We start from the raw sequence: 19,631 nt of genomic DNA on the forward strand, positions 1-19,631 counted from the left end.
CTCGCCCCGCACTGCCTGATATTGGCGCCGAGGGGATGTGTGCGTTGGCTAGTGCCTCTTTGATCCATGCTACTGCCCGAATCATCCGTTTACATCCATCGACCCGTCAGGTGGCAGAAGGGGTGGGGACAAAGAATCATCCCGCCGGTTCCTCTCGGATCCAGCGGGATGTTAAAAACTTAATGGTTTCATCTTACCTATGGAGTAAGAATCTTCTCAACTCCGAGTCCGGCGACGAAGTCCACGCCGGAAACCAGGGCTGTGAGGATGACCAGGAAAACCAGCACGACGATGGTGTAAATAACCATCTGACGTACAGTCGGCCAGATGACCTTGCGTACTTCACTGACGACCTCAGGAAGGAAAGATATAACTCCGCCGCCAAACTTGGCTTCACCGGAAGCAGCAGGAGTTGCAACAGCTACTTTCTTAGCCTCATAGGAAGCTGTGGAAACACCTGATAGCTGACGCTTACCAGTCGGACGTGAGGTTCCACTCACGCCATTATTCTGATCGTCGCTCAAGGCACTCCTCAGGTTGAAAAACTTTGCAGGGGCGACAGGACTTGAACCTGCAACCTACGGTTTTGGAGACCGTTGCTCTGCCAATTGAGCTACGCCCCTATACACTGCAGTGCTCTGCAGCAGGGATAACCATACCAGAATACTTAAGCCTCGTTGGAAACGTGACCAAGAACTCTTTAATGACATCCGGGTTTGTGCGAAAAAACACCGCACCGGGGTCAGTGAACTGACACCAGTGTGCGGTGTTATACCCCTAAGGATCTTCCGCGGTAGCGATGGCGAGAATTGAACTCGCGACACAGCGATTATGAGTCGCTTGCTCTACCACTGAGCTACACCGCCATTATTGCTCATCCCCACGATGAACCGGTTGGGTGCCGCAGGAGAAAAACAATTGAGCCCCCTAACAGAATCGAACTGTTGACCTTTTCCTTACCATGGAAACGCTCTACCGACTGAGCTAAGGGGGCATCGACTTCTCTGGGAACTGGAGGCTATGTTGTTTGCCCCGTTCCGTTGAAGCCTTAAGAAGATTAACCCGAAGTGCTCACACAACACAAATCCGCAGCTTAAAGAAGGTTTTTACACACTCCCCAAAGCACATTGAGCGCCCTTGGATGCTCATTGGCGCTCAACGCCATGGAAACCGGCCCGAAACCCGGGATTCTCGCCAGACCGGGATTCTCGCCAGAACTGAGCCTCCACTGCCATTCCCGGGGAAGTTCCTCCCTCCCCCACACCTCTGAACCATCAGCAGTCCGGGCACCCACCAGAAGGACCCTCAGCACTGCCCTGCTCCCATATCTGAAATCCCCGCGCAGAACCCCCTACAACGCACGTTCCCCCCTCAGGCAGCACTTTTATCCCCTACACGTCCTTGCAGCGCCTCCACGGCCGTTCCGTGGGGAAGTGGGAGTGGGATGGTTCAAGGCCCAGGGAAGGCACCCCCCACAACAGTGGATCAGACCCCACATCCCCGAATCCCGGGAAACACAAAACACCCACCGAAACATAATTTCGGTGGGTGTCAATTGTGCCAGATGTAGGATTTGAACCTACGAAGGCATAAGCCGGCGGATTTACAGTCCGCTTCCATTGGCCGCTCGGACAATCTGGCATGCACTGTTTGGTGCGGTTCACACTTTACTATGAATGGGCGACCATTATGCAAATCGCCTGGTCATGTGGGGTGTTTTAACCTACGCGCTGGACGGTGAAGACCGCGAGGTTACGCAGGGCGTCCTTGACGGAGCTGTCCGGGAGGCGATCCAGTTCGGCGTTGGCCAGGTCCATGTAGCGATGGACGTCGGCAAGCGCCTTCTGGCGGCCCTGGGATTTGGCCAGCAAACCAAGCACATGGTTGACGGTGTCATCGTCGGTGATGGGGCCGGTGAGGATCTCACGTAGTTCTGCGCCGACCTCGGTTTCTTCACGCATGGCGTAGAGGACCGGGAGGGTGAAGACACCTTCACGGAGATCTGTGCCCGGGGTTTTACCAGATTCATCGGTGTCGGAGAAGATGTCGATGATGTCATCGACGATCTGGAAGATCATGCCCACGGCGGCACCGAATTTCTTCAGTGCATCCACGTGTTCCGGATCGGCATCAGCATGCAGGGAACCGAGGTAGCCCGCAGAGGCGATGAGAACACCGGTCTTTTCGCGGATGACCTCCATGTAGTGCTCGATGGGGTCCCCGTCGCGGGGGCCGACAGTTTCCCGCATCTGGCCGGTGACCAGCTCGCCGAAGGTCTCGGCGAAGTGCGCGACAGTGTCCACGCCCAGCTGGCTCATGAGCCTGGAGGCATGTGCCAGCAGGATGTCACCGGCGAGGATCGCCACGGAGTTGTCCCAGCGGGCATTGGCACTGGGGACTCCCCGGCGCATGGTGGCTTCATCCATCACGTCATCGTGATAGAGGGTGGCCAGGTGGGTGATCTCGACAACCACGGCCGCCTGCACCACTTTGTCGGATAGTGCGTGGCGGCCGAACTCGGAGGCCAACAGCGCAAACATGGGGCGAAAACGTTTTCCGCCGGCACGGGTGAGGTGCATGACTTTATCCACCAGGAAGTCTGCTCCGGTGGACAGTTCGGCAGTGAGGAGATCCTCCACCTGCTGCATCGCGTCATTGATCCGTGCGGTTAGCGCTGGATCACCAAACTCGACCTGAGTTGCGCCATTGTTTGACGCACCTTCTTTTCCGAGCCCGTGGGAACGGGTTGGAACGGTTCGGCCGCTACTCATTCATCGCTACCTTTGGTGATCGGGAGTGGATTCCTCGGGTTTGGGCCACGGGGAAACCATAAACTGGACGTTAAAGCTTTCCGTTTAACCGTAGTCCACAGCGGGCACTTGAAGCATCCTGGGGTGGCTTTCGGCTGCTGTCCCCTGCGACAATGGAACGCGTGTCTGTTACTTCCGGTGTTTCTCACTCATCCTCTCACGCCTGCGATGTCCTGGTTATCGGCGGTGGTCCCTCTGGTTCAGCTGCGGCTGCGTATGCAGCCAGGCAGGGGTTGTCAACGCTGCTTATCGACGCCTCCTCCTTCCCCCGCGATAAAACCTGCGGTGATGGACTGACCCCGCGGGCCATCCACCAGCTCAATAAGTTGGGCCTGGGTGAACAGATCACGTCCTCCTATGCCAACAAGGGTTTGAAGCTGCATGGCTTCGGTGGATCAGTAGAGGCTCCGTGGCCGGATTCTGTCTTTGGCACACAGGGCTCTGCCATGACACGTGCGGGTTTTGACAACCTGCTCTTTGAGTTCGCGCAGTCTCATGCAGAAGTCACCACCTGGGAGAATGCCACTGCTGAAGCTCCGGTGTTCATCGGTTCCCGCCTGAGTGCTGTGGAGGTCAACCACCAGGGACAGCTGCGCACTGTGCAGGCCAAGCATGTGATTGTGGCTGATGGTGTGCGCTCCACCTTCGGTAAGAAGCTGGGCCGGATCTGGCACCGCGGTGAGGTCTATGGCATTGCGGCACGCTCCTACTGCTCCTCCCCCATCTCTGATGAACCGTGGATCCATTCTCATCTGGAACTGCGTGACGCTGATGGGACTGTGCAGCCAGGTTATGGCTGGATCTTTCCCTTGGGTGATGGGACCGTGAACTTAGGCTGTGGTGCACTATCTACTGATCAGCGCCCGGCTAAGGTCAACACCAAGAAGCTGTTGAGTTTCTATGCCTCCCAGCGCCGTGAGGAATGGCAGTTGGGCACAGAGGAGCAGGTGGCCTCTGCGCTGCTACCCATGGGTGGTGCCGTGTCCAATGTGGCCGGCCCCAACTGGATGCTCATCGGTGATTCCGCAGCGTGTGTGAACCCCCTCAATGGTGAGGGCATCGACTATGGCCTGGAAACCGCAGAGCTTGCCGTCGATCTGATCGCTGCCCACCCACAGCGGGATCTCACCCTGCTGTGGCCACACATCCTCAAAACTCATTATGGGGAGGCGTTCATGCTGGCACGCACCGCAGCACGCCTGCTCACCTACCCCACCTTCCTGCCGATGATGGGACCACTGGCCTTCCGTGGACCGTTGCAGAAGGCCGCCATGCCGGCTGCAGCACGCCTGATGGGCAATCTCATCACCGCGGAGGACAAGGACATCCTGGCCCGTGGTTGGCGTCTGGCCGGCAGCACCGTTGCCGCAGCCCGCCGGGGCTCCCCCCTGTGGAGCTCCACCGTCTAATCAGACAGAAGACCCCGGCAGTTCAAAACTGCCGGGGTCTTCTTATGCGCTTCTACAGCGGTTTGATGGCTGAATGCATGGCCACGATGCCGAAAGTGAGGTTCTGCCAACCACAATCAGACCATCCATTGGCGTTGATCTCCTGGGCCAACTGTTCCTGATCAGGCCAGGCACGGATGGATTCCGCCAGATAGATGTAGGCATCCGGGTTGGAGGAGACCACGCGTGCCACATTCGGCAGCAAACGCATGAGGTATTCCTTGTACAGGGTGCCAAACACCGGGATCACCGGGGTGGAGAACTCCGCCACGGTCAGACGTCCGCCGGGTTTGGTCACGCGTGCCATTTCCCGGAGTCCTGCGCGGAAGTCATGGATGTTGCGCAGGCCATAGGAGATGGTCACCGCGTCGAAGGTGTTGTCAGCAAAGGGCAGTTGCATGCCATCGCCGACCACCTTGGGAACGTCTCTGTTCTTACCTGCCGCCAGCATGCCCTGGGAGAAGTCACAGGCCACGCACCAGGCACCGGATTTTGCCAGTTCTTCGGTGGATACAGCCGTTCCCGCGGCCAGGTCCAGGACCTTCTCGCCTGGCTGCAGGTTGAGCCTTTCACGGGTGCGTCGGCGCCAGACGCGATCCTGCCCGAAGGACAGCACCGTGTTGGTGAGGTCGTATTTGTCTCCGACGTCATCAAACATTGATGCTACGTCGAAGGGGTCCTTGTCCAGAGATGCCTTAGCCACGGTGAATAGTCTAGGCCACCATCCTCAAACCCCGGTGTTATGCCTCAACACGGATGAGAGAATCGCTACGCACACCCAGCATGCGTGCCATCCACTGCGGTAGGCGAGCAACTTCAGCGTTGGGGCCGAAGAAGGTCAGTGGGATGCGACGCGAAAGTGCCACCACATCGGTGTAGTGCTGAAAGAGCTGTTCGCACAGTGCCTCCCAGGTCTTGTCCTTCACACCCTCGCGTGCCGCCAGGCGCATGGTGTCATGGCGGGTGTCATCGAGGATCCAGCGAGCCGCTGCAGGCAGGTTCTCACGGAATCCCACGACATCCAGCAAAAGGCCGTTGACGCCTTCGTCGATAAGGTCAATCGGACCACCAGCACGGGGGCCGATGGTGGGCACACCGGAGGCCTGCGCCTCCTGGATGGCCTGGCAGAAAGTTTCAAACTCACCGGGATGTACAAACAGATCCAGAGAGGCATAGGTGCGTGCCAGTTCCTCACCACCGAGTGCCCCGGTGAACACGGCATCCGGCATCATCTGCTGCAGATACTTGGCTTCGGGACCATCACCGACAATGACCAACTGGATATCCTCCAGCCCGGACAGGCTGATCAGACGCTCCACACCCTTCTCGGAGGCGAGACGCCCCACAAAACCCACCATCTTCTTCTCACCGGTGACATCCCAGGAACGACGCAGTACCTCACAACGCTTAGAGGGGTGGAAACGAACCGAATCCACACCACGGGCCCAGTGGAAGATGTCATTGATGCCATGATCACGCAACTCATCAATGCTCATCGACGACGGCGCCAGGGTGCGCTGACAGGTGTTGTGCACCGTGCGGATCCACTCCCAGCTGGCCGCAGCCAGAGGAGCCAGGTGATAACGCTGGGAGAAACCCGCCACATCAGTCTGATAGATCGCAATCGCGGGGATACGCAACTGACGGGCCGCAAATGCTGCAGCACCGCCGAGAACAAACGGGGAGGCCAGGTGGATGATATCGGGGTTGTACTCACGTAGAACACTGGTCACTGAGGGGAGAGGCACCCCGATGGGGAGGGAATCAATCAAAGGGACACGGACGGTGGGTACCCGGATGATTTCAAAACCCAGGTATTCGCCGATCTCCTCCTCAAATTCCCTCGCGCCGGGGGCGATGACCAGTGCCTCATGGCCGTGCTCCGCCAGGTATTCCAAAACTCGGAGTACCGAGTTGGTGACTCCGTTGACGTTGGGAAGGAAAGACTCTGCAACGATTGCTACACGCATGCGTTTTATTATCTCCACATCGTTCCATCCGGGCGGTGAACCCTGGATGGCTTTATCAAGAACTTTGTTTAATTCTTCTACCAAAGGGGATGAATTCCCCCTTAACCAGCACCGGCCACTCTAACCGTGCGCGGGGAAAACACCACTATCGGAAAAATCATGCGCGCCTGGTGAAGGAGCGCCTACCAATCAGTCCAACTGCAAACCATAATAGTCCCGCGATGACAGTGGCGACAGCCCCGACACTGAGCGCCGGGATGATCGACAGTGTCCATTCGCGGCCCTCCACCTTCACCAGTTCCGGTTCTGATTTGGCGTAGTTGACCCAGACGCGTTGGCCTTCACCCAGGCCGGTGGGATAAAGCAGACCGGTGGCCGGTGAGTGGAAGATACCGTCCTCATCCTGGAAGTCCACGGTGGTGCGGTAGCTGCCCACATTGGTCACCTGGGCCAGTGCGCGGCCACGGTCGGCTTCGATGGTGCGGTCATTGAAAAAGGCGCCCATCACAGTGGCAGCACAGCCCAGGATGGCGGCCACGTACAGGACGATCACCAGCTGGCGGGCCCTGCGTCTGATTCTTCCCCACTCCACTTAACGGACCTTGGAGGTCAGCTCACGCTGAAGTTCACGGCGGGTGTCACGCACGGTGCGGGCTTCGATGACGGTGAAGCCGGAGACCTCAGTGGTGTCCACCAGTGCCACGATGAGATCCTGCAGGTTATCCACCTCGCGGTGTTCCACCCCGTAGGCGGCACACAGGTCCGAGATTTCCACATCGTGTGGGGTGCCGAAGGCGCGTTCAAAGGCGGGGCGTACTCCCGGCGCGCCGGTTTCCAGCAGTTCGAAGATGCCGCCACCATTATCGTTGGCTACCACGATGGTGAGGTTTTCGGGGCGTGGTTCATCGGGTCCGATGAGCAGGCCGTTGGCGTCGTGGAGGAAGGCGAGGTCGCCGAGGAGTGCCACGGTGCGGGGTGCGCGGATTTCATCGGGGTGGCGGGACTGGATGGCCAGGGCGGTGCCGATGGCTTGTGCTACGGAGCCGTCGATGCCGGCGGTGCCGCGTGGTGAGAAGACGTCGACACCGTCGAAGGGCAGGCCGGTGATGCTCAGGTCGCGGATCGGGTTGGATGCTGCGGCGAAGACGGTGTCGCCGGTGCCCAGGGTGTCGGCGACTGCTGCTGCGACATGGAGGCCGGTGAAGCCGTGGTCGGGTTTTTCCAGGACCTCGCGGACGCCGTCGGCTGCCAGGGTGGAGGCGGCGTCGCAGATCTTCAGCCATTGCTTCTGCTGGGTGCCGGTGACTTTCACGCGGGTGCCCACGTGGTCGGCGTGGCGGCCGGGATCGGTGATCACCTCAGTGCGTGACAGGACGGTGAGCGTGATGTCGGGATCGGTCATCAGTTTGAGCACACCGCGGTGCAGGGTGGGGTGGCCGATCACGATCACCTGCTCGGGTCGAGTGTTGACCACATAGCCTTCTGCGGAGACCTGCTCCTTGATCAGGACTTCTGCGGCCAGGGGGTGCACCGGGTGGTAAGCCACGGGGGCGGTGGGTTCGGCGATGGTGGGGACATCCGCCAGGGCTTCAATGTCCCAGGCTTCATCACCGGCGATGACCAGGGTGTTCTGGGACAGGTCCACGGTGACTTCACCGTGGTCGATCCAGCGGTGTTCCCACTGCACCGGGGCGTGATGTCCGTGGCGTTCGGGTAGTTCGGGGCCCAGCAGTGGCATATCCAGTGCCACGTTGATGTGGTGGGGGCTCTGCGAGGCCCCTGTGGTCAGTGCTTCCGTGATGCGGGCCACATCATCGGTGGTGGTGATGGAGACGCTCCGGGCGAGTGTGCCAAAGATGTTGTGCTGATCAATGGTCTGGCTGGCACCGGTGCCGATCAGGTGTGCCGGGCGGTCAGCGGACAGCACGATGAGCGGGATGTGCCCATGGGCTGCTTCGGTGACTGCTGGAAGGCAGTTGGACACGGCGGTACCGGAGGTCATAATCACCGGTACCGGGCGGCGCTGGGTGCGGGCAAGGCCCAGGGCTAAGAAGGCGGCGCTGCGTTCGTCGATACGCACATGCACGCGCAGATCATCACGGGAGAGCACCTCAAGGGATAATGGTGAGTTCCGGGAACCGGGGCACAACACCACATCAGTGATATGTGGTTTGAGGGAGTTGATGACTTCGCGGGCAAGTTCTTGGGCAGGCGTAACGGACATGCCCGACAGTCTAGTTTGCGTTCAGGACAGAATAGGATTCACGCAGCCTGTCAAACCACCAGTCCCGCCTGTCGGCTGAGGCGGCGAGGGTGTCCAGGCGGTCGCTCTCCGGGGTGATCACCGTGGTCTCCATGAAGCCGTCAACGATTGTGTGGGGGGTGGCCACGTCTTCGATGAAGAACTGGGAGGTAGCAAGACCAGCGGCAGCAGGTGGGACGTCGAGGAGGTCGTCGTCATCAAGTTTGGGCAGTGCTGCCACCGCGGCCAGCCCGGCGTTCATTCCCACCACCGTGTCCAGCGCACTGGCCACCGTGATGTCCATGGTGCGTGCCCGCAGGTGCTGTGCCACCTCGAGCACGCGCTGCACTCCACCCAGCGGTGCGACCTTGACCACCGCGACATCTGCTGCGCGTAGCTCTGCCACCCGATAAGGGTCATCGGAACGACGGATCGACTCATCAGCAGCCACCCGGGCGAAAATACCCCGGCGCTGCAGGTTGGCCCGGACTTCTGCGAGTTCCTCCACCGTGGCGCAGGGCTGCTCCAGATAGTCCAGGGCTCCCAGCTGTTGGGCTGCTTCCAGGGCTTCCTGCACTGACCAGCCGGTATTGGCATCCACGCGGATCACCGCACCCGGACGGGCCTCGCGGACAGCATTCACACGTGCGATGTCATCAGCCAGGGTCTGTCCCTTTTCTGCCACCTTGACCTTGATGGTCCGACAACCGGGGAATTTCTCCAAGACCTGCGCCACCTCATGTGCCGGCACCGCCGGGATGGTGGCGTTGACCTCCACGTGGGTGCGCAGGGGCTCCGGAAAACCCTGCCATGCCGCCTCCAGGCCGGCCACCAACCAGGAGCTTGATTCCACGGCGTCATATTCCAGGAAGGGTGCGAACTCGCCCCAACCGGCCGGGCCGTCGATCAGCAGAGCCTCACGGGTGGTGACCCCACGGAACTTCACATTCATGGGCAGCGACACCACATGGGCGCGTTCGAGGATTTCATCAACAGTGGGAAGACTCATCATGGAAGTACAGCCTAGGGGGCGGTGGGCACTATGCCACCTATGGCTGCTCCCGGGGAGATTCATAACAATTTGGCCATATTAATCCTTCTGAGGTGCTTTCCAGGAAGGTGGAAGGCACGATGGGGAAGCATGAACACCCCTAAGGACAAAGTGAATATGCAGCAGATTCACAAGGCCAAGCTTGGTTGGAGCACTGTTGGCAAGAGCATCAACGCCCTCTACACCACCGGCGACTTCGCCACCGGCCTGAAGTTCGTCAACCTGATCGGTGCCTCTGCTGAAGCCAATAACCACCACCCCGACATCGAACTGAGCTACGACACCGTCAAGGTTTCCCTGACCAGCCACGATGTCGGTGAAATCACCGAACGTGACCTGGCCCTGGCGGAGATCATCAACAGCCACGCAGAAAGCCTCGGCTTCAAGAGGTCCCCCTAAACTCGAACTCAACTCCAACCTCACAACCATGGGTGGGTGGGCAGGCCAGTGCGTCTACCACCCACCTAAGCTGTATCCATGACCACTTATAGCACCGATAATCCCTTTGATGAGACCCAGTGGGAGACCGTCACAGGTTTTGAAAACCTCACCGACATCACCTACCACCGCCACGTGGGCACCTCACGCGTCGATGGCACCGTCCGCATCGCCTTTGACCGCCCCGAGGTCCGCAATGCCTTCCGCCCCCACACCGTGGATGAGCTCTACCAGGCACTCGATCACGCCCGCCGCACCCCAGATGTGGGCACCATCTTGCTCACCGGCAACGGCCCCAGCGCAAAAGACGGCGGTTGGGCATTCTGTTCCGGTGGCGATCAGCGCATCCGCGGCCGCTCCGGATATCAGTACGCCACCGAACACATCGATGATGATGCTTCCGCTGATTCCTCCACCGTGGACGCAGCGCGCGCCAAGGTGGAGGGTGGTCGCCTGCACATCCTGGAGGTCCAGCGGCTCATCCGCACCATGCCCAAGATTGTCATCGCCGTGGTCAATGGTTGGGCCGCCGGTGGCGGACATTCCCTGCATGTGGTGTGCGACCTGACGATCGCCTCCCGCCAGGAAGCTCGTTTCAAGCAGACCGACGCCGATGTGGGATCTTTTGATGCCGGTTATGGTTCCGCCTACCTGGCCAAGATGGTCGGCCAGAAATTCGCCCGCGAAATCTTCCACCTGGGCCGCACCTACGATGCCGACCGTATGCAGCAGATGGGTGCCGTCAACATCGTCGCTGATCACGCAGAGTTGGAAGAAGAAGCCATCCAGATGGCACGGGAGATCAACGGCAAGTCCCCCACCGCCCAGCGCATGCTCAAATTTGCCTTCAACCTCACCGACGACGGCCTCATGGGCCAGCAGGTATTCGCCGGCGAGGCCACCCGCCTGGCCTATATGACTGATGAGGCCGTGGAGGGCAAGGATTCCTTCTTGGAAAAGCGTGATCCAGACTGGTCAGAGTTCCCTTACTACTACTAAGGGTTGTGGGAGCCTTCCCCTTCAGGCGTTCTCCCGTGGTGGTGATTCACCCCGGGGGTTGGTGCCTGAGGGGGATTTTTGCTGCCTTTGTGCCGCTTGCCCTCTGCCTGCGTTGTTATTTCTCGACGCACCTCCTGAATTGGGTAATGCCGGTGTGCTGCTTGAACACTTATTCACGCCGGTGGCTGTAGAGAAGTTCATTTCTGATCCGCAACACCTTAAAACCCTTTGACACCAGAATTTTCCGTGGAGAGCATCCTCGAAGAAAAACTCTCTAATAGCGTTCGAATAGGTACTTTCCCCACCATTACACAAGAGTTAACCAAGAATTCATCTGTTTGGTTCTTTTATTCAACCCATATACTTCCCACGTCAAAATGCGAACTCCACGCACAGAATTCCGACAAAAGTGCACGTGAGAGTTTGGTCATGACCAACGATCATGAAATACCCAGTACATCCACTCCCCCGAAAACGGGGTTAGCAGCCACCCCCTGAACAAAGCTTTCCCAGCTCAGGGACATTTTCTGATGCTTAGAACACGCCCGGGATGGTGCATACTTCTGTGTCGTGACCGAGTTGATAATTTTGCTGATCGTGATCGTGACGGCCCTGGCCTTCGATTTCACAAATGGATTCCACGACACCGGCAATGCCATGGCAACGTCCATCGCAACCGGAGCCCTCAAGCCGAAGGTGGCTGTAACCCTCTCCGCAGTCCTCAACCTCGTTGGCGCATTCCTCTCTGTTGAGGTTGCTGCAACCGTGGCCAAGGGAATTGTGGACCTCGACCAGTTTGACCTCTCCAACCCCTGGGATTCCCACCAACTTCTCCTGGTGGTCTTCGCCGGTCTGATCGGCGCAATCCTCTGGAACCTGCTGACCTGGCTGCTGGGCATCCCCTCCAGTTCTTCCCATGCGCTTTTCGGTGGTCTCATCGGTGCTGCCATCGCATCCCTGGGATTTGGTGGCGTGGTCTGGGATGGTGTGCTGGCGAAGATGATCCTGCCTGCACTGGCCGCCCCGGTCGTGGCCGGCCTGGTTGCTGCCATCGGCACCTTCGCCGTGTACACAATCACCAAGACCGTTGCGGAGAAAGACAAGAACCGTTACTTCCGCTGGGGTCAGATCGGCTCCGCTTCCCTGGTGTCACTGGCCCACGGAACCAATGATGCCCAGAAGACCATGGGTGTCATCTTCCTGGCCCTGGTGGCCACCGGCCATGTCGGCACCGACGCCAATATCCCCTTCTGGGTCAAGGCGACCTGTGCCATCGCCATCGCGGTGGGCACCTACCTCGGTGGATGGCGTGTCATCCGCACCCTGGGCAAGGGACTCGTGGAGATCGATTCCCCTCAGGGCATGGCGGCAGAGACCTCTTCCGCAGCGATCATCCTGACTTCCTCCCACTTCGGCATGGCGCTGTCCACCACCCACGTGGCAACGGGCTCCATCATGGGAACCGGCATCGGCCGCAAGGGGGCCTCCGTGCGCTGGTCTGTTGCCGGCCGCATGGGTCTTGCCTGGCTGATCACCCTCCCGATGTCCGCACTGGTCGGCATCATCTGCTGGTGGATCGCACACGGTATCGGCATGTTCACCTCTGACCTGCTCGGCGTGCTCGTAGCCTTCGCCATCCTGATCGGACTGTCCTTCTACATGTGGCGGTACTCCCGCAAGGATCCGGTTGACCCCTCCAACGTCAACGAGGACTGGGATGAGGAGTCCAATGGTGTTGTTCCTACCCAGAAACAGGAGCCAAGCGCTGACGCACCTGCAAACACCACTGAAACAACCCTGCCTGCCACCAACACCGAGGAGACTAAGTAAATGAACTTCTCCAACCTTTTCGGAAGTCTGGTTGATGTCACGCTGGTGGGCATCCTTCTCGGCGCCGGTCTGCCAGCATTGTTTGCCGTAGGAATCCGCATGGCCCATGGCCCTTCCGCTGTCACTGCCGATGGCACGGTGTCACACCATGCCGGCCCATTGGGCAAGGCTGCGGCTGCGATCTGCTTCGGCATCATCTTCATCGCCGTCATGGCGGGCATCCTGTGGGTCACCAAATCCACGATCTTCCAGTACTCCGGCTGGGACATCTTCGGCACCGAGGTCTAAGCCCTCCACCTATCAACTCACCCCTTTCAGCCCTGGTAACGGGTCGACTTCTGCACAGTCGCCCGAACCAGGGCTTTTTGGCATCTAAAATGAACCTTATGAATGATCGACCAAATATTGCGTCCCGTGCCCTGAACTGGTTGCGCCAGGGTTACCCCTCTGGAATCCCCAACCATGACACTTTCGCCCTGTTCTACGTTCTGGAACGGGAGCTTACTGAGCAGGATCTCAATGAGCTGGTAGAGCTGATCATCGAGGAGGGGGAAGCCACCACATTGCGGGCCAAACCGATTACGCGTGAGCAGATCGGTGAGCTGATCACCCGTGTGCACAGTCAACCGCCGGAGGAGGAAGACATCACACGCATCCAGGAGCGCTTGAACACGGAGGGTTTCCCCACGCGCACCCCATAACCACAGCACACGCCCAGTAGTTGACATGGAAACTAATCCCGCGTAGCTTTGTTGCCCATGTCAACAATCAAAGAAATTGCCCTGCTTCTCTCCCGTGTCCTCTTCGGCGTCATCCTCATCGCCCACGGCTGGGACAAATTCCAGATCACCGGCCTGGAAGGTATCACCGGTTACTTCGATTCCCTCGGAATCCCGGCAGCCAGCCTCGCAGCACCTGCTGTGGGCGTCATTGAGCTCATCGGCGGCATCATGATCCTGCTCGGTGCCTTCACCCGCGTGGTCGCCGTCATCATCGCTGTGGTCATGCTCGGTGCCGCTGTCTTCGCGCACGCCAGCTTCGGCATCTACGCCGCCAATGGTGGCTGGGAACTGGTCGGCGCCATCGGCGCAGGCATGCTGGCACTGTTCGCCATCGGCGCCGGAGCCTGGAGCATCGATGCACTGATCGCACGCAACAAGTCCACCACCGCTGCAGATGAGAAGCAGCTCATCACCGCATAAGGCTCCACCACCCCACGACGACACCGGTATCAGTTGATATCGGTGTCATCGCCTTTTCCCACTAGACTCTCTTTCCATGAGCTATCGCATTCTCGAACCGTTGCCCGTTGACCCCGCCAACCCCGTGGCGATTCTGGGCGACCTCGAGGATGCCATCGCAGGCAGGCGCTCCTTCCTCCCCATCCCCGCCAAGGACCGCCCCCGTGCGCAGCAGCTGCGGGACTCCCAGAAGGCCGGCCAGCCGATTGATACAGAGATCGCACTGGTCATGGCCACTTCCGGGTCCACAGGAACCCCCAAGGGTGCACAGCTGACACCGGGTAATCTAGTCAGCTCCGCCGATGCCACACATCAATACCTGGGTGGGGAGGGCCAGTGGTTGCTTGCCATGCCCGCGCACCACATCGCTGGCATGCAGGTCCTGATCCGGGCGCTCATCGCCGGCGTGGAGCCACTTGCCCTCGACCTCAGCGAAGGCTTCCAGGTCCCAGATTTCGCCACCGCGGCAGAAGAGCTAAAAACCACCGGCGACCGGGTGTACACCTCGCTGACACCCTTGCAGTTAATCAAAGCCATGGATTCCCTGGAAGGCATCGATGCCCTGCGCCTATTTGATGCCATTCTCGTCGGTGGAGCCCCGACCTCACGCCCCACCCTGGATGCCGCCCGGGAACTCGGCATCACCGTGATCACCACCTACGGATCCTCTGAGACCTCCGGTGGCTGCATCTATGACGGTGTCGCCATCCCGGGTGCCAAGGTCCGCATCCGGGATTCACGCGTGGAACTGGGTGGTCCCATGATCGCGCGCGGTTACCGCAACTCACCCCGGCACGAGGATTTTTCCGAGCCAGGCTGGTTCCGCACCTCCGACATCGGAGAGTTTGTCGACGACCACCTCACCATCATGGGGCGCATGGATTCCATCATCGACTCCGGTGGGCTGAAGCTGCACCCCGAGGTGCTGGAAAAAGCCATCACAGACCTCGAGGGCATTGAAGGTGCCTGCGTGCTCGGTGTGCCGGATCAGCGTCTGGGACAGGCCATCGTCGCAGCGTATTCCGGCACCCTCTCCCCTTCTGAGGTCATCCGTGGACTGTCGGATCTACCACGCTGGCAACTGCCCAAGCAGCTCAAGCACGTGGAGGCACTGCCCATGATCGGCCCCGGCAAGGTTGACCGCCGGGCTGTCACGGCCTTGTTCTAATCCTCTGACTGACTGATCTCCACCAGCCGGGCGATATCCTCATCCCTGTAGACCTTGGAGATCTGTTCATCATTGCCACCCATGAGCGTGTTGCCCACCACGAGTGCGCCGACCTGGGTGGTGGGGACAACCGCGAAGTGTCGGGGCTGGGCATATACCTGGCGGATCGGGTGGCCGGAACGCAGGGCACAGACATGCAACCACACATCGTCGGCACGCTTACAGCTTTCCAGGAAGACATCACCTTGCTCCACCACGTAGTCGATGAAGGTCGTGGGATATAAAACACCGGAGACCCCGGTGGCAAAGTGCAGGAAGGATGCCTCGGAGGTATCGGTCGCAGTCCACTTGATATAGGGGAGCATCTTGCCGTCGCGAAGCTCAATGCGGTGGGCACGGTAGGCCACCACGGCGTCATTACGTAGATCTCCGATGAAGTGGAGTCGCTGGAGGAACCACTCTGGATAGATCATGTCATCATCGACAGTGGCCACCCGCACGCCGGTGCCCTGCAGCTCACGGAACTGGCTCCAGTACTTGGTGTGGGGCCCGTAGGAACCATCGCTGCACCTGACCTGGAGACCACGTCTGACCAGGCGGTGAACCGTATCCGGCCACTGCGCATGGAAATCATCCTCATCCAGCCACAACACGATGGGGGCCTTCTCATGGCCGCGCGCCACCGATTCGATGGTGAAATGCACCTGGTTGATGCGTTTTCCATGGGTGGTGAGGGAGACAACAACCTCACCCTCCGCCGGGATCCTGCTCTTGGAGACCCTGTTCAGCACCGCGAGGGGAAGCATACGCAACAGGGTCAGGAAGATATTCGCCACCTGCCTGACCACATAACCGATCCACATGCGTTTCCCTCCACCTCCGCCTGACTCCATAGCAACGTCTACTTCCTTACCCAGAACACAATAGCCTTTAAGCAGGTTTTCAGACTGGAACGAAGGCTGCGACACCCATCACGCCCTGAGTTTTTCCACGGGTTTCCCACGCTCACGGGGTGAAAACCACGACATATTTCGACCATTCATGGGCCATGGGGGAAGATGACTACATGTCTTCGACCGTTCCCCATGAGTCCTCCGCCACCGCAGCCCACTGGCTGGAAGGTGCCCGCCCCCGCACCTGGGCCAACGCCTTCGCCCCCGTGATCGTGGCTTCTGGTGTCGCAGCTTTCCACGGCGGTTTCCTGTGGTGGAAGGCCCTGCTCGCCCTGGTGGTGGCCTGGGCCCTGATCATCGGTGTGAACTACGCCAATGACTACTCCGATGGCATCCGCGGCACTGATGAGGACCGCACCGGCCCCCTGCGTCTGACGGGTTCCGGACTGGCCCAACCCGGTGAAGTGAAAAAAGCCGCCTTCATCAGTTTCGGCATCGCCGGTATCGCAGGACTGGCACTGAGCATCACCAGCGCCTGGTGGCTGGTCGCCATCGGTGTCATCTGCATCCTGGGCGCCTGGTTCTACACCGGTGGCTCCAAACCCTATGGTTACATGGGACTGGGCGAGGTGGCGGTCTTCGTCTTCTTCGGCCTGGTGGCGGTGCTGGGTACTGAATTCACCCAGCGTGGTGCCATCAGCTGGATGGGACTGGCTGTGGCCGTGGGTGTGGGTTCCATCTCAGCCGGTGTGAACCTGGCCAATAACATCCGTGACATCCCCACTGATACTGAGACCGGCAAGATCACCCTGGCGGTCCGCCTGGGTGACCCTGGGGCTCGCCGGGTTTATCTACTGTTGGTGTCCATGCCCTTTGTCATGTCGGTGGTCATCTCCTTCACCACTCTCCCTGCTCTCCTGGGGCTCATCGCCCTGCCCCTGGTGGTTCTGGGTGCGCGCCCCATTCTGAAGGGCGCGGTGGGCAGGGAGCTGATTCCGGTCATCGGTGCCACCGGTCGTGCCATGGCGATCTGGGCGCTGCTGAGCGCCTTCGCACTGGCTTTCCTGGGCTGAGATCAGTCACAAAGCTAAAGGGCTGCGGGTGGGAGATGCTCTCCCCTCCACAGCCCTTTTTCCTGCCTTGGTTCAGCGGTCTGCCAGTTCGTTCTGGACCCATTGCTTATGGGCCTTGCGCTGGGCATCCCACTGCGCTACCGCAGAGGTGGCATTGAGCCGGAGATTATCAAACACCAGCATCGACAAGGGGAACGCCACAATCAATGCCAGCATCGCAGAGATCAACAGGGGCACTGGGGAGCTGATCAGCAGGGCGATGCCATGGATGATGGCGGTGAGGACGATGAAGAGCAGGATGCGTGCCGCTGCGTAGATGATGACGTTCTTACGGGCGGAGCGCTGGACCGCCTGGTCGAGCACTGGGGGCTGGTTACTGATGGACTCACTCACAAATATCAACCCTACTCAAACAAATAGCGAATCATCGAATACGGTTTTAACAGCAGTTTTACGTATTGTTGGGAGAAAGACATTTTAAAGGAGGACAACAGTGGGAAGGCTTCTTATTTTTCTGCTCATCATTGCGGCAGTGGTCCTGCTGTGGATGGCGTTCAAACCATCAACCTGGAAGCGCAATCAACAGCAGATAAGGGCTGAGGCAGCACCGAAGCAGGTCAAGGGGCCTGATGATGATGAGGATTTTCTCTGGACCATTGAGAAGAACCGCTTCAAGGAACGCCGTGCCCAGGAGGCTGCCCGCGAAGAGGAGGAAGAGCGGATGAAACGTGCCCGGGAGCGGTATGAGACCCCGGAAAACGGCGATTCAGGCACTCCAGACAGCGGCACAGCTGGGGACACTCCTGAACAACCCTAAGAAAGCTACGCAGTTTAGGCTTCCCTGAAAAACCCACCCCGAGGTTAACTTAGGTGAGGCATACCTCTATAGTGTTGCTATGATGTCTGTTCGCACACTGTCTCAACCCGCTCAGATCCCACAGTCCGAGGAGGCTCACCCGGTGGAGTGTCTTTCACAGGAGCTCCTCCAGCACACTGAGCAGGTCAGTTGTTTCTTCAAGGCTCTGGCAGATCCCACCCGGCTCACGATTCTCTATATGATCGCAGCCCAGGGAACTCGTCCCATCACCTCCAATGTCCTGTCACAGTCACTGGATATCTCCGCGCCCACGGTGACACACCACATGAAGAAGTTGTTGGCAGCGGATCTGGTTACTCGGGAGCAGCAGGGCAAATGGGCCTTCTACTCCATCCATGAGGACAGCATGGATACCGTGAACCAGATCTTCGCGCACACCCTGCCCAGCGAGGACACGGCCTCGACAAGGGCCTAAGGACGAAAATGATCCCCCTGGACTTGGAGAAGTCGTCCAGGGGGATCATTTTTGTTTGTCTAGTTCAGGCCCGCGTAGGAGTGCAGACCGGAGACGACCATGTTGATGAAGAAGAGGTTGAAGATCATGGTGGCCAGGGCCAGGATGTTGATCCATGCGGCCTTGGAGTCACGCCAACCCACAGTCGCGCGGGCATGCAGGTAACCGGCATACAAGATCCAGGTGATGAAGGAGACGGTTTCCTTCGGGTCCCAACCCCAGAAACGACCCCAAGCTGCTTCTGCCCAGATGGCACCGAGCACCACACCCAGGCCAAACAGTGGCAGGGTCCAGATGGCGGTCTTGTAGGCCAGGTTATCCAGGGTCTTAGCCGATGGCAGTGGTTTGACCACCGAACCGAAGAAGCCCTTCTCACGGCCCTTGGGCTGCCACATGCGCAGCAGGTAGAGGATGGAGGCGATACCGGAAACCATGCCGATCGACGCACCGATGGAGACGGTGGAGACGTGGATCGGGAACCAGAAGGACTGCAGTGCCGGAACAACCGGTGCTGAGTCGGAGTAGAGTGCGGTGCCGCCATAGAAGAGCAGCGCGATCATCGGGGTGATCACCCAGGGCCACATCACGCGGAACTGTGGGCGCTGCAGCACGAAGGCGGCTGCCAGCATGACACAGAAGGTGACCACGAGGATGTACTCGTAGAGGTTGCCGAAGGGGAAACGGCTGGCCGAGAGGGAACGCAGCACGATGGAGACCAGGTGCACGATGACACCGAGCCACACCAGGGACTGCGTCATGTTGGCCAGTTTGTGGGAGCTGGCTTCACGTGCGGCCAGTTCCTCGTCCTTGATCAAGCCGTCGTTGATGTCATCTGCACCCGGCAGATCGTGGTGTTCATCATCAAGGTCATCAGCTGAGCCGACGCCACCGGCGTTGACCAGCTGCTTGACGCGTGTGGCCTCACGGCGGGCATCGATGACACCCTGGATGCGCACGTAGTACACCAGGGACAGAATCAGTGCCAAGGCGTAGATGATGAAGGCGGTTCCGAATGCAGTATCCGAGAATGTCGCATACGTCTGGTTAACCGGCATGGGATTAATCCACCCTATTCATTGAAATACTTGTGATTTTATTGACACCCTACCCGCTTGAACCAAGGGAAACTAATGTTCA

At 59.3% G+C, this 19,631-nt stretch carries 21 protein-coding genes and 4 tRNA genes; 11 read left to right on the plus strand and 14 right to left on the minus strand.

Annotated features, from left to right (window positions below):
- Window positions 1-197: 197 nt before the first annotated feature.
- The 6 genes from secE to Q0M74_RS01900 all read right to left on the minus strand — a co-directional run bounded on the left by secE (window position 198) and on the right by Q0M74_RS01900 (window position 2,771).
- Window positions 198-524: a preprotein translocase subunit SecE gene (gene secE, locus Q0M74_RS01875; protein WP_293951244.1), complete on the minus strand. Its 327-nt coding sequence runs from the start codon at window positions 522-524 to the stop codon at window positions 198-200.
- Window positions 525-550: 26 nt separating this feature from the next.
- Window positions 551-623, minus strand: a tRNA-Trp gene (locus tag Q0M74_RS01880).
- 171 nt (window positions 624-794) lie between these two features.
- Window positions 795-866, minus strand: a tRNA-Met gene (locus Q0M74_RS01885).
- Between the two features lie 55 nt (window positions 867-921).
- Window positions 922-994: transfer RNA gene (locus Q0M74_RS01890), tRNA-Thr, on the minus strand.
- A 564-nt stretch (window positions 995-1,558) separates the two neighbouring features.
- Window positions 1,559-1,641: transfer RNA gene (locus Q0M74_RS01895), tRNA-Tyr, on the minus strand.
- 77 nt (window positions 1,642-1,718) lie between these two features.
- Window positions 1,719-2,771, minus strand: a complete 1,053-nt coding sequence (locus Q0M74_RS01900; RefSeq protein WP_293951246.1) for a polyprenyl synthetase family protein — start codon at window positions 2,769-2,771, stop codon at window positions 1,719-1,721.
- Window positions 2,772-2,923: 152 nt separating this feature from the next.
- On the opposite strand from Q0M74_RS01900, the gene Q0M74_RS01905 reads away from it, so the two are divergent.
- Window positions 2,924-4,219, plus strand: a complete 1,296-nt coding sequence (locus Q0M74_RS01905) for a geranylgeranyl reductase family protein (RefSeq protein ID WP_293951248.1) — start codon at window positions 2,924-2,926, stop codon at window positions 4,217-4,219.
- Between the two features lie 52 nt (window positions 4,220-4,271).
- Here the strand turns inward: Q0M74_RS01905 and Q0M74_RS01910 are convergent, their stop codons facing one another.
- The 5 genes from Q0M74_RS01910 to Q0M74_RS01930 form a co-directional block, all read right to left on the minus strand.
- On the minus strand, window positions 4,272-4,961 hold the full coding sequence (locus tag Q0M74_RS01910; protein ID WP_293951250.1) for a demethylmenaquinone methyltransferase: 690 nt from the start codon (window positions 4,959-4,961) through the stop codon (window positions 4,272-4,274).
- 37 nt (window positions 4,962-4,998) lie between these two features.
- Window positions 4,999-6,228, minus strand: coding sequence for a glycosyltransferase family 1 protein (locus Q0M74_RS01915; protein WP_293951252.1), 1,230 nt, complete (start codon window positions 6,226-6,228; stop codon window positions 4,999-5,001).
- Between the two features lie 157 nt (window positions 6,229-6,385).
- Window positions 6,386-6,820: a DUF3592 domain-containing protein gene (locus Q0M74_RS01920; RefSeq protein ID WP_293951254.1), complete on the minus strand. Its 435-nt coding sequence runs from the start codon at window positions 6,818-6,820 to the stop codon at window positions 6,386-6,388.
- Window positions 6,821-8,452, minus strand: coding sequence for a 2-succinyl-5-enolpyruvyl-6-hydroxy-3-cyclohexene-1-carboxylic-acid synthase (gene menD / locus Q0M74_RS01925; RefSeq protein ID WP_293951256.1), 1,632 nt, complete (start codon window positions 8,450-8,452; stop codon window positions 6,821-6,823).
- Between the two features lie 10 nt (window positions 8,453-8,462).
- Window positions 8,463-9,479: an o-succinylbenzoate synthase gene (locus Q0M74_RS01930; protein ID WP_293951314.1), complete on the minus strand. Its 1,017-nt coding sequence runs from the start codon at window positions 9,477-9,479 to the stop codon at window positions 8,463-8,465.
- A 159-nt stretch (window positions 9,480-9,638) separates the two neighbouring features.
- Between Q0M74_RS01930 and Q0M74_RS01935 the strand changes: the two genes are divergently transcribed.
- From Q0M74_RS01935 to menE, 7 genes are all read left to right on the plus strand, one after another.
- Entirely contained in the window at window positions 9,639-9,920 is a 282-nt protein-coding gene (locus tag Q0M74_RS01935) for a 4a-hydroxytetrahydrobiopterin dehydratase (protein WP_293951258.1), read from the plus strand.
- Window positions 9,921-9,998: 78 nt separating this feature from the next.
- Entirely contained in the window at window positions 9,999-10,958 is a 960-nt protein-coding gene (locus Q0M74_RS01940; RefSeq protein ID WP_293951261.1) for a 1,4-dihydroxy-2-naphthoyl-CoA synthase, read from the plus strand.
- Window positions 10,959-11,528: 570 nt separating this feature from the next.
- Window positions 11,529-12,788, plus strand: coding sequence for an inorganic phosphate transporter (locus Q0M74_RS01945; RefSeq protein ID WP_293951263.1), 1,260 nt, complete (start codon window positions 11,529-11,531; stop codon window positions 12,786-12,788).
- A complete protein-coding gene (locus tag Q0M74_RS01950) occupies window positions 12,789-13,076 on the plus strand; it encodes a hypothetical protein (RefSeq protein ID WP_293951265.1) in 288 nt (95 codons plus the stop codon).
- A 98-nt stretch (window positions 13,077-13,174) separates the two neighbouring features.
- On the plus strand, window positions 13,175-13,489 hold the full coding sequence (locus tag Q0M74_RS01955; RefSeq protein WP_293951267.1) for a DUF3349 domain-containing protein: 315 nt from the start codon (window positions 13,175-13,177) through the stop codon (window positions 13,487-13,489).
- 57 nt (window positions 13,490-13,546) lie between these two features.
- Window positions 13,547-13,990, plus strand: a complete 444-nt coding sequence (locus Q0M74_RS01960; protein WP_293951269.1) for a DoxX family protein — start codon at window positions 13,547-13,549, stop codon at window positions 13,988-13,990.
- Window positions 13,991-14,066: 76 nt separating this feature from the next.
- Window positions 14,067-15,197 carry an o-succinylbenzoate--CoA ligase gene (gene menE / locus Q0M74_RS01965; RefSeq protein ID WP_293951271.1) on the plus strand — a complete coding sequence of 377 codons (1,131 nt, stop codon included), beginning with the start codon at window positions 14,067-14,069 and terminating at the stop codon, window positions 15,195-15,197.
- Here the strand turns inward: menE and Q0M74_RS01970 are convergent.
- Window positions 15,194-16,060, minus strand: a complete 867-nt coding sequence (locus tag Q0M74_RS01970; RefSeq protein WP_293951316.1) for a glycosyltransferase — start codon at window positions 16,058-16,060, stop codon at window positions 15,194-15,196. The two genes, menE and Q0M74_RS01970, sit on opposite strands and share 4 nt — an antisense overlap.
- 203 nt (window positions 16,061-16,263) lie before the next feature.
- On the opposite strand from Q0M74_RS01970, the gene Q0M74_RS01975 reads away from it, so the two are divergent.
- Window positions 16,264-17,163, plus strand: coding sequence for a 1,4-dihydroxy-2-naphthoate polyprenyltransferase (locus tag Q0M74_RS01975; protein ID WP_293951274.1), 900 nt, complete (start codon window positions 16,264-16,266; stop codon window positions 17,161-17,163).
- A gap of 72 nt (window positions 17,164-17,235) precedes the next feature.
- Here Q0M74_RS01975 and Q0M74_RS01980 read toward each other — a convergent pair whose 3' ends face one another.
- Entirely contained in the window at window positions 17,236-17,565 is a 330-nt protein-coding gene (locus Q0M74_RS01980; protein ID WP_293951276.1) for a DUF4229 domain-containing protein, read from the minus strand.
- 91 nt (window positions 17,566-17,656) lie between these two features.
- On the opposite strand from Q0M74_RS01980, the gene Q0M74_RS01985 reads away from it, so the two are divergent.
- Both Q0M74_RS01985 and Q0M74_RS01990 read left to right on the plus strand, forming a co-directional pair.
- Window positions 17,657-17,980, plus strand: a complete 324-nt coding sequence (locus Q0M74_RS01985) for a hypothetical protein (RefSeq protein ID WP_293951277.1) — start codon at window positions 17,657-17,659, stop codon at window positions 17,978-17,980.
- A 79-nt stretch (window positions 17,981-18,059) separates the two neighbouring features.
- On the plus strand, window positions 18,060-18,455 hold the full coding sequence (locus Q0M74_RS01990) for a helix-turn-helix transcriptional regulator (protein WP_293951279.1): 396 nt from the start codon (window positions 18,060-18,062) through the stop codon (window positions 18,453-18,455).
- Window positions 18,456-18,514: 59 nt separating this feature from the next.
- Here Q0M74_RS01990 and ccsB read toward each other — a convergent pair whose 3' ends face one another.
- On the minus strand, window positions 18,515-19,549 hold the full coding sequence (gene ccsB, locus Q0M74_RS01995) for a c-type cytochrome biogenesis protein CcsB (protein WP_293951281.1): 1,035 nt from the start codon (window positions 19,547-19,549) through the stop codon (window positions 18,515-18,517).
- Window positions 19,550-19,631: the final 82 nt, after the last annotated feature.

Source organism: uncultured Corynebacterium sp. (assembly GCF_945649885.1).
Lineage (GTDB): Bacteria > Actinomycetota > Actinomycetes > Mycobacteriales > Mycobacteriaceae > Corynebacterium.

What these genes read in the sequence shown, in the direction of transcription:
- Q0M74_RS01900 (WP_293951246.1), bottom strand. Translation starts at nt 2,771, where the DNA reads ATGAGTAGCGGCCGAACCGTTCCAACCCGTTCCCACGGGCTCGGAAAA.
- Q0M74_RS01905 (WP_293951248.1), top strand. Translation starts at nt 2,924, where the DNA reads ATGGAACGCGTGTCTGTTACTTCCGGTGTTTCTCACTCATCCTCTCAC.
- Q0M74_RS01915 (WP_293951252.1), bottom strand. Translation starts at nt 6,228, where the DNA reads ATGCGTGTAGCAATCGTTGCAGAGTCTTTCCTTCCCAACGTCAACGGA.
- menD (WP_293951256.1), bottom strand. Translation starts at nt 8,452, where the DNA reads ATGTCCGTTACGCCTGCCCAAGAACTTGCCCGCGAAGTCATCAACTCC.
- Q0M74_RS01930 (WP_293951314.1), bottom strand. Translation starts at nt 9,479, where the DNA reads ATGAGTCTTCCCACTGTTGATGAAATCCTCGAACGCGCCCATGTGGTG.
- Q0M74_RS01935 (WP_293951258.1), top strand. Translation starts at nt 9,639, where the DNA reads ATGCAGCAGATTCACAAGGCCAAGCTTGGTTGGAGCACTGTTGGCAAG.
- Q0M74_RS01940 (WP_293951261.1), top strand. Translation starts at nt 9,999, where the DNA reads ATGACCACTTATAGCACCGATAATCCCTTTGATGAGACCCAGTGGGAG.
- Q0M74_RS01950 (WP_293951265.1), top strand. Translation starts at nt 12,789, where the DNA reads ATGAACTTCTCCAACCTTTTCGGAAGTCTGGTTGATGTCACGCTGGTG.
- Q0M74_RS01955 (WP_293951267.1), top strand. Translation starts at nt 13,175, where the DNA reads ATGAATGATCGACCAAATATTGCGTCCCGTGCCCTGAACTGGTTGCGC.
- Q0M74_RS01960 (WP_293951269.1), top strand. Translation starts at nt 13,547, where the DNA reads ATGTCAACAATCAAAGAAATTGCCCTGCTTCTCTCCCGTGTCCTCTTC.
- menE (WP_293951271.1), top strand. Translation starts at nt 14,067, where the DNA reads ATGAGCTATCGCATTCTCGAACCGTTGCCCGTTGACCCCGCCAACCCC.
- Q0M74_RS01970 (WP_293951316.1), bottom strand. Translation starts at nt 16,060, where the DNA reads ATGTGGATCGGTTATGTGGTCAGGCAGGTGGCGAATATCTTCCTGACC.
- Q0M74_RS01975 (WP_293951274.1), top strand. Translation starts at nt 16,264, where the DNA reads ATGTCTTCGACCGTTCCCCATGAGTCCTCCGCCACCGCAGCCCACTGG.
- Q0M74_RS01990 (WP_293951279.1), top strand. Translation starts at nt 18,060, where the DNA reads ATGATGTCTGTTCGCACACTGTCTCAACCCGCTCAGATCCCACAGTCC.
- ccsB (WP_293951281.1), bottom strand. Translation starts at nt 19,549, where the DNA reads ATGCCGGTTAACCAGACGTATGCGACATTCTCGGATACTGCATTCGGA.